This is a genomic window from Dyadobacter pollutisoli (genome assembly GCF_026625565.1).
Classification (GTDB): Bacteria; Bacteroidota; Bacteroidia; order Cytophagales; family Spirosomataceae; genus Dyadobacter; species Dyadobacter pollutisoli.
This window is the reverse complement of sequence record NZ_CP112998.1, coordinates 1,052,997-1,069,314: the sequence shown is the minus strand read 5'-3', so window position 1 is coordinate 1,069,314 and position 16,318 is coordinate 1,052,997. Positions and strand designations below refer to the sequence as shown.

The 16,318-nt window shown below is 45.0% G+C and carries 7 protein-coding genes and 1 pseudogene; 5 read left to right on the top strand and 3 right to left on the bottom strand.

Annotated elements, in window-relative coordinates; genetic code table 11:
• Window positions 1-68: 68 nt before the first annotated feature.
• From tnpC to tnpA, 3 genes and pseudogenes are all read right to left on the bottom strand, one after another.
• Window positions 69-1,019 (bottom strand): annotated as a pseudogene (tnpC, locus tag ON006_RS04430) (IS66 family transposase); the annotation flags it as partial.
• A 45-nt stretch (window positions 1,020-1,064) separates the two neighbouring features.
• The gene (tnpB, locus tag ON006_RS32235) at window positions 1,065-1,409 is read right to left on the bottom strand and encodes an IS66 family insertion sequence element accessory protein TnpB (RefSeq protein ID WP_374757887.1); all 345 of its coding nucleotides are present in this window, start codon (window positions 1,407-1,409) and stop codon (window positions 1,065-1,067) included.
• A complete protein-coding gene (gene tnpA / locus ON006_RS04425; RefSeq protein ID WP_244824962.1) occupies window positions 1,409-1,687 on the bottom strand; it encodes an IS66 family insertion sequence element accessory protein TnpA in 279 nt (92 codons plus the stop codon). The genes tnpB and tnpA overlap by 1 nt, the downstream gene beginning before the upstream one ends.
• Before the next feature lie 788 nt (window positions 1,688-2,475).
• Between tnpA and ON006_RS04420 the strand changes: the two genes are divergently transcribed.
• From ON006_RS04420 to rfbD, 5 genes are all read left to right on the top strand, one after another.
• Complete coding sequence (locus tag ON006_RS04420; RefSeq protein ID WP_244824960.1) at window positions 2,476-4,113, top strand: DUF1800 domain-containing protein; 1,638 nt, start codon at window positions 2,476-2,478, stop codon at window positions 4,111-4,113.
• A 10-nt stretch (window positions 4,114-4,123) separates the two neighbouring features.
• A complete protein-coding gene (locus ON006_RS04415; RefSeq protein ID WP_244824959.1) occupies window positions 4,124-5,650 on the top strand; it encodes a DUF1501 domain-containing protein in 1,527 nt (508 codons plus the stop codon).
• Window positions 5,651-5,717: 67 nt separating this feature from the next.
• Window positions 5,718-13,421 (top strand): T9SS type A sorting domain-containing protein, encoded by a 7,704-nt coding sequence (locus tag ON006_RS04410; RefSeq protein WP_267609956.1) that lies wholly within the window; start codon window positions 5,718-5,720, stop codon window positions 13,419-13,421.
• A gap of 441 nt (window positions 13,422-13,862) precedes the next feature.
• A complete protein-coding gene (locus ON006_RS04405; RefSeq protein WP_244824696.1) occupies window positions 13,863-15,230 on the top strand; it encodes a sugar transferase in 1,368 nt (455 codons plus the stop codon).
• A gap of 139 nt (window positions 15,231-15,369) precedes the next feature.
• Window positions 15,370-16,242 carry a dTDP-4-dehydrorhamnose reductase gene (gene rfbD, locus ON006_RS04400; protein ID WP_244824695.1) on the top strand — a complete coding sequence of 291 codons (873 nt, stop codon included), beginning with the start codon at window positions 15,370-15,372 and terminating at the stop codon, window positions 16,240-16,242.
• The last annotated feature ends 76 nt before the right edge of the window (window positions 16,243-16,318 follow it).

Sequence of the window (16,318 nt, the reverse complement as noted above, 5' to 3'; positions counted from 1 at the left end):
ATGTAAAGAAATCTACAGGTAAATAGCCATGAATCAGCAACTTAGATAGAATTGCTTTGCATATTATTCTTCTTTACATATCTTCGCGCGTGCGCCCAGCAAGCAAGATGGATAACATCTTTCCGTTTTCCGTGCTTTTCGTAAACTGCGTAGCCATCCGTCTGCAGATAGCCTCTGAAGCTTTCTAGCATCGTTTTCGCTCCTGCTGATCCTCTTGTGGGTTGATAATCAAAGAGAACTACGCCATCCAAGGGGCTGTGGTACACCCAATAGTATCCCTGATGACAAGCGCCCTTCTTCTCGCTTTCCAGTACTTTTATTGGACTCTCATCGACCTGGAGATATCCTTTTGTCTTGATATCGAAGACTAGTTGCTCGTAGAGCGGTTCGAGCTTGGTCAGGGCTTCTTTGGTCCAGCCTTCAATGGTTGAAGAAGCAATTTGGATGCTGTCCCGGGCAAAACGTTGCTTCTGCCGGTAAAGTGGCAGGTGGTCTTGATATTTATCGGTTAAAATACTGGCAAGAAGTCCGGCAGATGGTATGCCTTTCTCGATGACCCGCTCCGGAAGTTGACCGATTCTGACACCATCACCGTTTTTAGGCGCATACTTATAGCGTATATATCTTTTGATCAAAAAGCGGGCAGGTTCATAATCGAGCTCTTCGGTAACTTCCTTGCCGATACATACCATTTCAGAAAGATCACCAGCGGGGTAAATCTCGATTTCTTCGACAGGTAAATGAGAGGGCAGCGCCGCACGGCCCTTATGATTAGGCCTTTTACGGATATAGTTGATTTTTTCTTGCAGGATTTCTTCTTGCTCAGCAGTCTGCTCGGTAGTGGCTTCAAAGGGAAGCGCAATCTGTGCCGGGTCACCTTCGAAACGTTCACGCTTCTGACCAAACTGCATCCGGCGGTACATTTCTATCTGAGATTTCAGGTAGGCGTTCTCCTGCTCCCGCTGTTTGACCAGGGCGATCAACTCTTCTTTTTCCAGCGATTCCAGAGCCGTTTGCATACTTTAAAAGTACGAAAAAACTACCATTGGAGCTAAAAAAGCGACTTATTGCTGCAAATTAAACCGCTTTCTTCGGCGGCTTTTTAGTATCTGGATTCCCTCGATCATCAGAACTAAATCTGCCCAGAAGATGCTACCCGAGGAGACCTTTTTGGGTATTGGGAATGTACCACTTTCAAGTCTTTTATGATATAGTATGAAGCCTCCGGGCTCCCACCTAAGCATTTTTAGCTGTGTGCGCCTGCGGTTGACAAAAATGAAGACTTCCCCACTGGTGGCCACTCGGCCAAGCTCAGAGTCTACTATGCCACAAAGTCCATCGAAGCCTTTGCGCATATCGCAACTCCCTCGATAAAGAAAATATTGGTGGGATGAGCCCAGACCAAACATCAGTAGAGCCGAATCAGTTGTGAAAGTATAGTAAGATCGTTACCTTGATAACTTACCTTCACACCGTTGGGATAGACGACTTCATAACCTATACTTGGTGTACTATGCAGAGTAGATAGCTCTAAAAATCCAACCCCATTAACAGATTGTTTCTCTTTTCCGACCCAATAGCCAAGTTTGGCCACACCGATTTGGTGTTGTTTGCAAAATTCTCTCTGGCTAAGACCACTTTCACGCCATAACCGGACTAATTCGAACATCTTTTCTGACAGATCCATAACTGATTGTTTTCTGCCAAAAATAACTATCAGTGCTTAGCCGAAAAATATGCGCTTGGTAGGCCGGATACGATGTGCCGCACGAAGAGCCCTTCACAGTACAACCGGTGGATTTCGAAATAAGTTATAAACTTGGTTAAATACACGTTCATAAATGCCGTGGTTAGTAAGCCGGCAATTTAGGAGCACCCTTATTTACCAATCGTGGTGCATATTTATTTACCAGTTACAGCTAACATGCTTGTTTTGCCGATTACACTTAATTATTCTAACTAAGCAGCCCTTTCCTAATATTCAGATTTCTATTGTTCTCTGATTTGTAACAGGCCCCGTTCAAAGGGTAACTTTGGCAATTCATAGCTTTCATTTCTTCCAGCAAAGTGTAATTCTCTTCGGAATCATAATCAGCATCAGCTGTCAGGGATTTTAGGTGGTGCCAAAGCTTTTTTCATGCAGCTCTAAATGCCCCGCCAGGCGTATTGGTGTCACACCTGTTAGATCTTTTATGTGTATTGAGCCAAATAGACCCTTAGCACAAAGTACATATTTCTGAACGGTGAAATGAATCGCGAAAACCGTCTTCTGAAACACGACAAAATTTACAACAATTAGTAGTTGTGAATTCAAAAAATCAACAATTGCGTAGAATTACTTTGTAGTATACGTATAAGTTTGTTATTTTTGTATAGAAATTATATTTGGTAGTGCTCAATTTATTTTTAATATAACATGAGTTAATTATATCAATCCTAGAATTACTTAAATTTTGAACGATAGATACCAAAAGTATGGCATATTTAGACACCTATACCGCACCTTTAACCGCCAGCACCTCAGCGCACTTGCTCCGACGCGCGACGTTTGGACCTACACAACAAGAAATAGCTGATTTTACTGGAAAAACTGCTGTTCAGGCGGTAGAAACCTTGATAAATAATGCCGGTTACACGGCCACACCTCCACCACCTGTTGAGATGGACGAGTCTAGGTCAGATGCCGGTCAGACATTCTTAAATAAACCGTACAACGGTAGCAGGGCCTTCACATACTTTACGTACTTACAATATTGGTGGATAGGTTTGATGACAGAACAAAATGGTTATCCCTCCATTTTAGAAAAACTTACTGCTTTCTGGCAAAATCATTTTGTCGTTGCGTATACTGGTGTAGGTGACTATCGTTTTACCGATAGGTATCTCCGGTTTTTAAGATCCAATGCACTGGGAAATTTTAAGTCAATGACTATTGGAATTACCAAGGATCCCGCCATGCTGATTTTTCAGAATGGTAATGAAAACGAAAAAGCCCATCCGAATGAAAATTACGGACGGGAATTGCAGGAACTTTTTACTGTTGGTCAAAAGGATTTTGCGGGAAACCATAATTACACTGAGCAGGACGTAAAAGCAGCAGCTCAAGTTTTAACCGGTTGGCAGGCTACAAACCGCTACTCGACTTCTACCGCCTCCTTTGACGCTGTCTTTAATCCAGAACGTCATGATACTTCCGACAAGGTATTTTCTGCTAAGTATAATGGAACAATTGTAACTGGTAAAAGTGGGCCGACTGCAGGAGATGAGGAGCTTAGTGAACTGGTTAACATGCTCCTTCGTCATCCGGAAACACCAAAATCGATCTGCAGAAAATTGTATCGATGGTACGTAAATTCCAATGTTACACCAGAAATAGAGAACCAGGTTATAATTCCATTAGCTTCCTTTTTTTCCAGTTCAGAAAACAATTTTGAGATAGCCCCGGTGCTCCGAAAGCTGCTGACGAGCAACATCTTCTTTGATACCATTAACATTGGGGCAATTGTCAAGTCACCAGCTGAATTAATGATTGGCTCACTAAGATTATTCAATCAGCCTGTGCCAAACATAGTATCAGAATATGCGTCATTTCGGGTAATGATGGAGTTTCTGAGATCAAGTATGGTCTCGATGTCATTGAGTCTTCTCGACCAGCCATCTGTTTTCGGATCTCCGCCATATTATCAAACTGGCTATTCCAAAAATTGGATCAACGGGACAACTTTAGGGCTTAGAGGGTCACGGACTGACTCCCTAGTGTATCCTTATTTAATCATCAAACCTGGATACATACTAGGTATTGATATCCTGAGCAAATTAAAAGCAATCCAACCCAACTTCGCAGATGTAGCATCGACACCAGCAATCACTTGCGAGCAGGTTTTGGCAGAATTATCCAAAAATCTTTTCTCGACAACTTTATCTCAGAATCAGAAAAATTTCCTCATTGATTCCATTATGATGATGAACAGCAGTCCAAGAACAACTTGGCAAAGGGAATGGGACGCATACCGAACTACTCCCAATGACGCTTCAAAACAAAGTGTCGTATTATGGAGATGCCGAGCTATGTTTAAACACATGTTGAGAATGGCTGAATATCAAATATTTTAATTTCTGGTATATGAAAAGAAGAGAATTCTTTAGAGCGGCTTCATCAGTCATGGTTCCTGTGATGCTAAATGGTATCGGAGTTAAATCTTTTGCCAAGGGTTCTGCTCTAGTTCAGTCACTAAGAAAGACAGCGGCATTGGACAGTGATCGAATTTTAGTGATCATTTATCTGGGAGGTGGAAATGACGGCCTTAATACGGTAATCCCGCTGCAGTACTATTCGGAATATAATCAATTAAGAGCCAACATTGCAATTCCAGAAAATGACGTGCTAAAATTATCAGGGAATCTCGAGGCAGGATTGCATCCTGCAATGACCGGTATGCGTGCAATGTATGATGAAGGAAAGTTGGCAATTATTAATTCGGTATCCTATCCAAATGCTGATCAATCCCACTATCGATCGACAGATATTTGGATGACTGGAGTAGATTCAAATGCATATTCCACTTCTGGATGGGCTGGAAGGTATCTAGATGAACGTTTTCCAGGTTACCCGCAAAACTATCCTAATAGTGAAATGGAAGACCCTTTGGCAGTGCAAATCGGAAACATTAGCACCACTGCTTTACTAGGTCATACATTGTCAATGGGTATAACGCTTCAAGATCCAAACTCATTTTATCAGCTTATTGGGGAACCTAGCACTCCAGTTGATGTCGGTCTACCATGTTGTGATGCCGGGGATTTGATTTCTTATATAAGAGAGCAACAAGTTCTTACAGTTGGCTTTGCTTCTGAAATTAAAGCCGCCGCCGAGACAGGTACTAACATGGCAAATTATCCTGATTCATCGCAGAAAAACGAGCTAGCTGATCAATTGAAAATCGTCGCAAGACTGATACATGGAGGTTTAAGATCGAAGATTTATTACGTAGAATTAGGTGGATTCGATACTCACGCTAACCAGATTGGCACTACAAGTTTGGAAGGGACACACGCCCAACTACTAAAAAAATTGTCCGATGCTGTCGCTGCATTTCAAAAAGACCTACAATTGCAAGGTACTGAAGATAAAGTTGTAGGCTTAACTTTTTCAGACTTTGGAAGAAGGGCAACCTCCAATGCATCCAAAGGGACTGATCATGGCGTAGCAGCTCCAATGTTTGTTTTCGGTTCAGGCATAAAAAGGCAATTAATTGGTACTAATCCCGATTTAATTAACGGTTTAATTTTTTCACCCACGGCCGGCGCGAGCAACAGGGATATTAAAATGCAAATTGACTTCCGTCGAGTTTATGCCGATGTATTGAACGATTGGTTTGGAATAGACAAAGCAACAACAAATCAAATATTATTCAAAGGCTTCAATACAACATCGCTTTTTTCTGACACGGTACAGACCATATCGTCGGGTGCCTGGCCAAATCCAGAGATCTGGTCTAATGGTCGAGTGCCCAACCTCAAAGATATGGTTCAAATCAACTCAGGCCATATTGTCGAAGTAGGAGAAAATATTGTTGCTAAAAATGTCAAAGTGATGGCTGGTGGGGAACTAAAATTTCTTGGAGACTACAGTGTCAATATCACCGGCTAACTAAATCCAACATAGCCAGCAAAAACGATCTCTAAATTATCCTTATGTTCTATCTTTAGACATCATCATGAAGAACATCTTTACGTATTTTATCGGCTTTATGTTTGTTCTTACCAGCTCTCTGTATAGTTTTGGTCAAACAGGAATAGTAAAAACAGAACGATCGTCGCCGACAGGAATTGTTAGTTTTGGCCAAAACTCTAAGTTGAATGGGATTTCTGATAGTAAACATATCGACGGATATGTCAAAAAGAATGGAAGCTCCTTTTTTATATTCCCAGTTGGCCATAAAGGATTTTACAGGCCTTTTGCGGCGTTAGCCGACGGTACTACCGGTGCCTATTTCCAAGAAGATCCGGGGGCTGCTACCGCCCCGTCAAGTGCACCGTTCAGCCCTTCAAACAAAGAGGAAGGAATTGAAAATGCCTCTCAAAAAGAATTTTGGGATATTAATGGCTTGAATTCTACGCGTATTACCTTGACTTGGAATGAAGCTAGCAACATTGGACAGTTAACCGAAAACTCGCTTAATTTATTAAGTATAATAGGTTGGAATTCTAATACTGGACGTTGGGAAAAAATAACTTCTATCGTTGATGAAATATCTCTAACAGGAGGATCTAGCTCCGTATCATCCGGATCAATTACCACAGCGCTAAGTATTGTACCTAGTACGTACAGTGTGTACACATTTGGAAAAATTGACTCTGCAATTCAGCCAGCAGACTACAAGGGAAATCTCGAAGTTGTAAGTTGTACGGAAATCAGGGGTTGGGCTTGGGATGAAAACTATCCTAGTGCAAAACTTACAATTGAAATTGTAGAAGGTAATACAGTGTTCGCTACCACGACAGCCAGCATTTATAGAGATGATTTAAAAAATTCAGGAACAGGCACAGGTAATTATGGCTTCAGTGTTTTAACGCCGGCCATTTTAATGGATGGAAAGGCCCATCAATTGAGTATACGCGTAAAAGGGAGCACCCTGATTCTCTCGGGGTCGCCAAAAGCCTTGAACTGTGAATATGATGGAAAGTTCGATACAGCTGACTGTTACAATATTAAGGGGTGGGTCTGGGACAAAAATAATTCTAACGAATCTCTTATTGTTGAACTTGTAGAAGGGACAACCGTTCTTGCTACTGCTGTTGCCAATACATACAGCCAGTCTCTTAAGGATTTAGGCATCGGTACCGGTAACTATGGATTTTCAATACCATTGCCAGCTGCCTTAAAGGACGGCAAGAACCACGAAATAAGTGTTAGGTTAAGAGGTGTTGACTATGTGTTGGCTGGTTCTAATAAAAACTTAGTCTGCGCTATGCCTGAGTACGATGGACGGTTCGAATATGCTAGCTGCACAATCCTCACAGGATGGGCCTGGGATAAAAATTACGCAAATGCCGCCCTGACCGTGGAACTCATGGAAGGCAATAACGTATTGGCCAGTGGGGTTGCCAACATATTTAAACAGACCCTCAAAGACCAGGGATATGGCTCAGGGAACTATGGGTTTTCAATTGCACTGCCCGCCTCACTTAAGAATGGACAGCCGCACCAGGTCAGCATCAGGGTCAATGGCACCTCCTATATCCTGCCCGACTCACCCAGGTCAGTTACCTGTGCAGCCAATGAGTATGCAGGCAGGGTCAATTCTGCCGATTGTAATACGGTCCGTGGTTATGTATTGGATAAGCTTAATCTTAATGCAGCGCTCACAGTCGAGCTTATGGAAGGAAGCACGGTCATCGCAACCACTGTGGCCGATATTTTCCAACAGTCTCTCAAAGATGCTGGATATGGGACAGGCAATTACGGGTTTGCCATCACACTCCCTGCGAGTGTCAAAGACGGCCAGGCACACCAGCTAAGCGCAAGGGTCAAAAACACTTCCTATGTGCTGATGGATTCACCTAAATCTGTTACGTGCGCTGTCAATGAGTATACCGGGCGATTTGAGGCCGCCAATTGCAGCGTCGTCAGTGGATGGGCCTGGGATAAAAACAACCCTAACACAGCCCTGACTGTCGAGCTCATGGAAGGCAATAACGTATTGGCCAGTGGGGTTGCCAACATATTTAAACAGACCCTCAAAGACCAGGGATATGGCTCAGGGAACTATGGGTTTTCAATTGCACTGCCCGCCTCACTTAAGAATGGACAGCCGCACCAGGTCAGCATCAGGGTCAATGGCACCTCCTATATCCTGCCCGACTCACCCAGGTCAGTTACCTGTGCAGCCAATGAGTATGCAGGCAGGGTCAATTCTGCCGATTGTAATACGGTCCGTGGATGGGCGTGGGACAAGATCAACCCTAATGCGGCGCTTACAGTCGAGCTTATGGAAGGAAGCACGGTCATCGCAACCACTGTGGCCGATATTTTCCAACAGTCTCTCAAAGATGCTGGATATGGGACAGGCAATTACGGGTTTGCCATCACACTCCCTGCGAGTGTCAAAGACGGCCAGGCACACCAGCTAAGCGCAAGGGTCAAAAACACTTCCTATGTGCTGATGGATTCACCTAAATCTGTTACGTGCGCTGTCAATGAGTATACCGGGCGATTTGAGGCCGCCAATTGCAGCGTCGTCAGTGGATGGGCCTGGGATAAAAACAACCCTAACACAGCCCTGACTGTCGAGCTCATGGAAGGCAATAACGTATTGGCCAGTGGGGTTGCCAACATATTTAAACAGACCCTCAAAGACCAGGGATATGGCTCAGGGAACTATGGGTTTTCAATTGCACTGCCCGCCTCACTTAAGAATGGACAGCCGCACCAGGTCAGCATCAGGGTCAATGGCACCTCCTATATCCTGCCCGACTCACCCAGGTCAGTTACCTGTGCAGCCAATGAGTATGCAGGCAGGATCAATTCTGCCGATTGTAATACGGTCCGTGGATGGGCGTGGGACAAGATCAACCCTAATGCGGCGCTTACAGTCGAGCTTATGGAAGGAAGCACGGTCATCGCAACCACTGTGGCCGATATTTTCCAACAATCTCTCAAAGATGCTGGATATGGGACAGGCAATTACGGGTTTGCCATCACACTCCCTGCGAGTGTCAAAGACGGCCAGGCACACCAGCTAAGCGCAAGGGTCAAAAACACTTCCTATGTGCTGATGGATTCACCCAAATCTGTTACGTGCGCTGTCAATGAGTATGCCGGGCGATTTGAGGCCGCCAATTGCAGCGTCGTCAGTGGATGGGCCTGGGATAAAAAGAACCCTAACACAGCCCTGACTGTCGAGCTCATGGAAGGCAATAACGTATTGGCCAGTGGGGTTGCCAACATATTTAAACAGACCCTCAAAGACCAGGGATATGGCTCAGGGAACTATGGGTTTTCAATTGCACTGCCCGCCTCACTTAAGAATGGACAGCCGCACCAGGTCAGCATCAGGGTCAATGGCACCTCCTATATCCTGCCCGACTCACCCAGGTCAGTTACCTGTGCAGCCAATGAGTATGCAGGCAGGATCAATTCTGCCGATTGTAATACGGTCCGTGGATGGGCGTGGGACAAGATCAACCCTAATGCGGCGCTTACAGTCGAGCTTATGGAAGGAAGCACGGTCATCGCAACCACTGTGGCCGATATTTTCCAACAGTCTCTCAAAGATGCTGGATATGGGACAGGCAATTACGGGTTTGCCATCACACTCCCTGCGAGTGTCAAAGACGGCCAGGCACACCAGCTAAGCGCAAGGGTCAAAAACACTTCCTATGTGCTGATGGATTCACCTAAATCTGTTACGTGCGCTGTCAATGAGTATGCCGGGCGATTTGAGGCCGCCAATTGCAGCGTCGTCAGTGGATGGGCCTGGGATAAAAAGAACCCTAACACAGCCCTGACTGTCGAGCTCATGGAAGGCAATAACGTATTGGCCAGTGGGGTTGCCAACATATTTAAACAGACCCTCAAAGACCAGGGATATGGCTCAGGGAACTATGGGTTTTCAATTGCACTGCCCGCCTCACTTAAGAATGGACAGCCGCACCAGGTCAGCATCAGGGTCAATGGCACCTCCTATATCCTGCCCGACTCACCCAGGTCAGTTACCTGTGCAGCCAATGAGTATGCAGGCAGGGTCAATTCTGCCGATTGTAATACGGTCCGTGGATGGGCGTGGGACAAGATCAACCCTAATGCGGCGCTTACAGTCGAGCTTATGGAAGGAAGCACGGTCATCGCAACCACTGTGGCCGATATTTTCCAACAATCTCTCAAAGATGCTGGATATGGGACAGGCAATTACGGGTTTGCCATCACACTCCCTGCGAGTGTCAAAGACGGCCAGGCACACCAGCTAAGCGCAAGGGTCAAAAACACTTCCTATGTGCTGATGGATTCACCCAAATCTGTTACGTGCGCTGTCAATGAGTATGCCGGGCGATTTGAGGCCGCCAATTGCAGCGTCGTCAGTGGATGGGCCTGGGATAAAAAGAACCCTAACACAGCCCTGACTGTCGAGCTCATGGAAGGCAATAACGTATTGGCCAGTGGGGTTGCCAACATATTTAAACAGACCCTCAAAGACCAGGGATATGGCTCAGGGAACTATGGGTTTTCAATTGCACTGCCCGCCTCACTTAAGAATGGACAGCCGCACCAGGTCAGCATCAGGGTCAATGGCACCTCCTATATCCTGCCCGACTCACCCAGGTCAGTTACCTGTGCAGCCAATGAGTATGCAGGCAGGATCAATTCTGCCGATTGTAATACGGTCCGTGGATGGGCGTGGGACAAGATCAACCCTAATGCGGCGCTCACAGTCGAGCTTATGGAAGGAAGCACGGTCATCGCAACCACTGTGGCCGATATTTTCCAACAATCTCTCAAAGATGCTGGATATGGGACAGGCAATTACGGGTTTGCCATCACACTCCCTGCGAGTGTCAAAGACGGCCAGGCACACCAGCTAAGCGCAAGGGTCAAAAACACTTCCTATGTGCTGATGGATTCACCTAAATCTGTTACGTGCGCTGTCAATGAGTATGCCGGGCGATTTGAGGCCGCCAATTGCAGCGTCGTCAGTGGATGGGCCTGGGATAAAAAGAACCCTAACACAGCCCTGACTGTCGAGCTCATGGAAGGCAATAACGTATTGGCCAGTGGGGTTGCCAACATATTTAAACAGACCCTCAAAGACCAGGGATATGGCTCAGGGAACTATGGGTTTTCAATTGCACTGCCCGCCTCACTTAAGAATGGACAGCCGCACCAGGTCAGCATCAGGGTCAATGGCACCTCCTATATCCTGCCCGACTCACCCAGGTCAGTTACCTGTGCAGCCAATGAGTATGCAGGCAGGATCAATTCTGCCGATTGTAATACGGTCCGTGGATGGGCGTGGGACAAGATCAACCCTAATGCGGCGCTCACAGTCGAGCTTATGGAAGGAAGCACGGTCATCGCAACCACTGTGGCCGATATTTTCCAACAATCTCTCAAAGATGCTGGATATGGGACAGGCAATTACGGGTTTGCCATCACACTCCCTGCGAGTGTCAAAGACGGCCAGGCACACCAGCTAAGCGCAAGGGTCAAAAACACTTCCTATGTGCTGATGGATTCACCTAAATCTGTTACGTGCGCTGTCAATGAGTATGCCGGGCGATTTGAGGCCGCCAATTGCAGCGTCGTCAGTGGATGGGCCTGGGATAAAAAGAACCCTAACACAGCCCTGACTGTCGAGCTCATGGAAGGCAATAACGTATTGGCCAGTGGGGTTGCCAACATATTTAAACAGACCCTCAAAGACCAGGGATATGGCTCAGGGAACTATGGGTTTTCAATTGCACTGCCCGCCTCACTTAAGAATGGACAGCCGCACCAGGTCAGCATCAGGGTCAATGGCACCTCCTATATCCTGCCCGACTCACCCAGGTCAGTTACCTGTGCAGCCAATGAGTATGCAGGCAGGATCAATTCTGCCGATTGTAATACGGTCCGTGGATGGGCGTGGGACAAGATCAACCCTAATGCGGCGCTTACAGTCGAGCTTATGGAAGGAAGCACGGTCATCGCAACCACTGTGGCCGATATTTTCCAACAGTCTCTCAAAGATGCTGGATATGGAACAGGCAATTACGGGTTTGCCATCACACTCCCTGCGAGTGTCAAAGACGGCCAGGCACACCAGCTAAGCGCAAGGGTCAAAAACACTTCCTATGTGCTGATGGATTCACCTAAATCTGTTACGTGCGCTGTCAATGAGTATGCCGGGCGATTTGAGGCCGCCAATTGCAGCGTCGTCAGTGGATGGGCCTGGGATAAAAAGAACCCTAACACAGCCCTGACTGTCGAGCTCATGGAAGGCAATAACGTATTGGCCAGTGGGGTTGCCAACATATTTAAACAGACCCTCAAAGACCAGGGATATGGCTCAGGGAACTATGGGTTTTCAATTGCACTGCCCGCCTCACTTAAGAATGGACAGCCGCACCAGGTCAGCATCAGGGTCAATGGCACCTCCTATATCCTGCCCGACTCACCCAGGTCAGTTACCTGTGCAGCCAATGAGTATGCAGGCAGGATCAATTCTGCCGATTGTAATACGGTCCGTGGATGGGCGTGGGACAAGATCAACCCTAATGCGGCGCTTACAGTCGAGCTTATGGAAGGAAGCACGGTCATCGCAACCACTGTGGCCGATATTTTCCAACAATCTCTCAAAGATGCTGGATATGGGACAGGCAATTACGGGTTTGCCATCACACTCCCTGCGAGTGTCAAAGACGGCCAGGCACACCAGCTAAGCGCAAGGGTCAAAAACACTTCCTATGTGCTGATGGATTCACCTAAATCTGTTACGTGCGCTGTCAATGAGTATGCCGGGCGATTTGAGGCCGCCAATTGCAGCGTCGTCAGTGGATGGGCCTGGGATAAAAAGAACCCTAACACAGCCCTGACTGTCGAGCTCATGGAAGGCAATAACGTATTGGCCAGTGGGGTTGCCAACATATTTAAACAGACCCTCAAAGACCAGGGATATGGCTCAGGGAACTATGGGTTTTCAATTGCACTGCCCGCCTCACTTAAGAATGGACAGCCGCACCAGGTCAGCATCAGGGTCAATGGCACCTCCTATATCCTGCCCGACTCACCCAGGTCAGTTACCTGTGCAGCCAATGAGTATGCAGGCAGGATCAATTCTGCCGATTGTAATACGGTCCGTGGATGGGCGTGGGACAAGATCAACCCTAATGCGGCGCTTACAGTCGAGCTTATGGAAGGAAGCACGGTCATCGCAACCACTGTGGCCGATATTTTCCAACAATCTCTCAAAGATGCTGGATATGGGACAGGCAATTACGGGTTTGCCATCACACTCCCTGCGAGTGTCAAAGACGGCCAGGCACACCAGCTAAGCGCAAGGGTCAAAAACACTTCCTATGTGCTGATGGATTCACCTAAATCTGTTACGTGCGCTGTCAATGCCCGGACAAATTTTGAAAATTGGACGGACACAATCGCTGTATCGAAAGTTCCGCGTATGAATTTTGAACATTGGGAATTAATTGCTGCACCGAATCCGACGACTGGAAAAATTACAGTCACACTGCCAGTTACGACTGGGCAACCAACAACATTATCAGTCACTAATATTTGGGGGCATGTTGTGTCAAAACAGATTATAATCGAGACCGGAGAATTTTATCAAAATCAGATTGACCTAAGCAATCTTATCGACGGTATATATATTATCAAGGCCCAAACCAACAGAAGCATCAAAATAAAGCGAATTGTCCTTACAAGATAGTGCTTAGAACTAGTGAAACCAAGATTAATCAACGGTGTGTTTATTACAGTCTTAACCTTGGTTTATTGCAATCGATCACATTGAAGGTTCTGAAGTTGTGATTTCCAAATGATTGAATCATTCCGCGTAACCAGACCGGGTCAACGGCTGTTTGACCCGGTCTGGTTATATAAACTAAGTCAGACCACAATGAATATCAATAATTGAATTATTAAATGATATCGTTGTTATATGCCAACCCAAATTTACCACTAAGTAATTCATTTACAATTATTTACAAAAAATTCATTCGATTTTAGTGGGAACTTTCAAAGATATGTTGTATACTTGTATTGCAGACTAAAGTAGGATTGTTATTATAAAATATTCATTTGACAATAACAATCCTACTTTTCGGTTTGACTAAAAATATGCATCTTAGCTACCTCAACGTTAACAATTATGAAAAATCACTACCCGGGAATTCTTCCCAAAGGTCATTTATGGACCGATGTCTTTCATTTAAACCTAGCGTTTTTCCTGGCGTATTTTTTTCGCTTCGATGACCTTTCTGCAATTCTTGAGAACCAGTATGTTAATTTGCTGTTGGTGTCCAACTTGATGTGGATTTTCACCATTTACGTTTTCAAGACATATCATTTCACTCGACTCTCCTATCACTTCAGTACGCAGTTGACCAACTTTCTCAAAGCAGTTGCAATTCACGCTTCTGTCATGATGGGTTTTTTATATCTTAGCAAACAAGGTGAAGAGTATTCCCGTTATCAATTTTTGATGACCTTCTGCTTGTTTATCGTCTTGTCGACTACATTTCGTGCAGCAACCGTGATTTTTTTAAAAATGTATCGTCAAGCAGGATATAATTATAATCGTTACGCAATTTTTGGAAAGGGTGATTTGGCATACTTGATACGTGAATTTTACAGTGACCGTAAAGAGCTCGGTTACAGATTTTGTGGGATGTTTGAGGTTGCAGATAGCAAAGAACAGATTGCCTCTCTTGAATCTTTTGTGAAAGACAAACAATTGGATTATCTGTATTGCTGTCTTTCGGAAATGAGTGATGACCAAGTTAAAGAAGTTATCAAGCTTGGTGAAAGGTTGCGTACACAAATTCGCCTTGTTCCGGATTTTCGTGGCTTCATGACAAATATGGCTACGATAGAATATCATGACATGTATCCAATTATCCAAGTAAACACTAAGCCTTTCTCGAGCCTAAAAGAGCAGACCACAAAACGCATCTTTGACCTGGTTTTTTCAGTAGTAGTGATGGTGCTTGGACTCCCAGTATTCTTTTTGGTATGGGCAGCGATCAAAATTTCCTCGCCCGGCCCTGTGTTTTTCAAGCAACAACGTTCTGGCCGCTGGGGAGAACTGTTCTACATCTACAAGTTCCGTAGCATGTATACCGATGCAGACAAAATGGGCTTGAAGCATTCACAAGGAGATAGTGATCCAAGGATTACCCCGATAGGTCACTTATTGAGAAAATCAAGACTTGATGAATTGCCTCAGTTTATAAATGTACTCAAAGGTGAGATGTCAGTAGTTGGCCCACGCCCGCTGTATAAGTATGACGTGGATATGTTGATGGAGGCTGCACCTCATGAATTTCAAAGACTGTTGACTGTGAAACCTGGCATCACTTCTATTGGTCAGATTAATGTAGGATATGCTGATACTGTAGCTTTGAACGTTGAACGACTGAAACATGACCTACAATATCTTAAATCATACAGCGTTTTTGATGACGTTCAACTCATCTTCAGAACAGTACAAGTAATGGTTCTGGGCAGAGGGCAATAGGAATGTTTTCATTGGTTTTTTATATCCGTCTAAATATCCAGCAAAAAATAGCTAAAATGCCTGTCGGATTGATTTCGTCAGGCTTTTATATTTTTGGTTTCATTCCATACTTATATTTATTGATAAATCTTCACAATCCATGAGAATAGTAGTACTTGGCGCGTCTGGTCAACTTGGTAGTTGCCTTAAAAAAGTCTCAGCCGAAAGAAACATAAATGACATTTCCTTCCCGTCGGAAGAAGCTGGAAATATTTTGAGCTCCGAGCTTTTGGATATTCTGTTTTCCGAAGAAAAGCCTTCTTTTGTCATTAATTGCGCCGCGTATACAGCCGTGGACAAGGCTGAGGATGAGCAGGAAATTTGCCGTAAAGTGAATCGGGATGGAGCACAATATATAGCTGCAGCCTGCAAACAGCATCATGCTACCCTCATTCATGTTTCAACAGATTTTGTTTTTAAAGGAAATGTACCTCAGCTTTTAAGTGAGACAGATCCGGCTACTCCTGAGAACATCTATGGACTTACTAAGTTAGAAGGTGAGGCAGCTATAGCTGAGACTTTACCTGAATATTTTACTGTAAGAACCAGCTGGCTCTATTCGGAATATGGGAATAACTTTGTAAAAACGATGCTTCGCCTCGGAAAAGAAAGGGAACAGTTGGGTATTATTGTAGATCAGGTTGGCTCACCTACTTATGCTATCGACTTGGCAGGTGCTATTATCGATATCATTGAATCAGACAGCAAAGAGTATGGTATATACCATTATAGTAATGAAGGCGTTACCTCTTGGTTCGATTTCGCAAAGGCAGTGTTTGACCTCAGTACAACCCATGTAAAAGTAAACCCGGTGAAGACCTCTGAATATATAACCAAGGCAGTAAGACCCGCATACTCAGTGATGGACAAAACTAAAATTAAGCAAACATTTAGTATCGCCATTCCTTACTGGAGAGATAGCCTAGCGACCTGCGTTGATCGCATCCAAAAAAATCTTGAAATATCCAATTGAATCTTGCAAATAAGCATGGCAGTTCGAATTGGCGGACATTCAACCACGCGGAGAGTCAAAGAATAGGCGTTGAATG

Coding starts and splice junctions, on each gene's coding strand:
- ON006_RS04410 (WP_267609956.1), top strand. CDS start 5,718: ATGAAGAACATCTTTACGTATTTTATCGGCTTTATGTTTGTTCTTACC.
- tnpB (WP_374757887.1), bottom strand. CDS start 1,409: ATGTTTGGTCTGGGCTCATCCCACCAATATTTTCTTTATCGAGGGAGT.
- ON006_RS04420 (WP_244824960.1), top strand. CDS start 2,476: ATGGCATATTTAGACACCTATACCGCACCTTTAACCGCCAGCACCTCA.
- ON006_RS04415 (WP_244824959.1), top strand. CDS start 4,124: ATGAAAAGAAGAGAATTCTTTAGAGCGGCTTCATCAGTCATGGTTCCT.
- rfbD (WP_244824695.1), top strand. CDS start 15,370: ATGAGAATAGTAGTACTTGGCGCGTCTGGTCAACTTGGTAGTTGCCTT.
- tnpA (WP_244824962.1), bottom strand. CDS start 1,687: ATGGATCTGTCAGAAAAGATGTTCGAATTAGTCCGGTTATGGCGTGAA.
- ON006_RS04405 (WP_244824696.1), top strand. CDS start 13,863: ATGAAAAATCACTACCCGGGAATTCTTCCCAAAGGTCATTTATGGACC.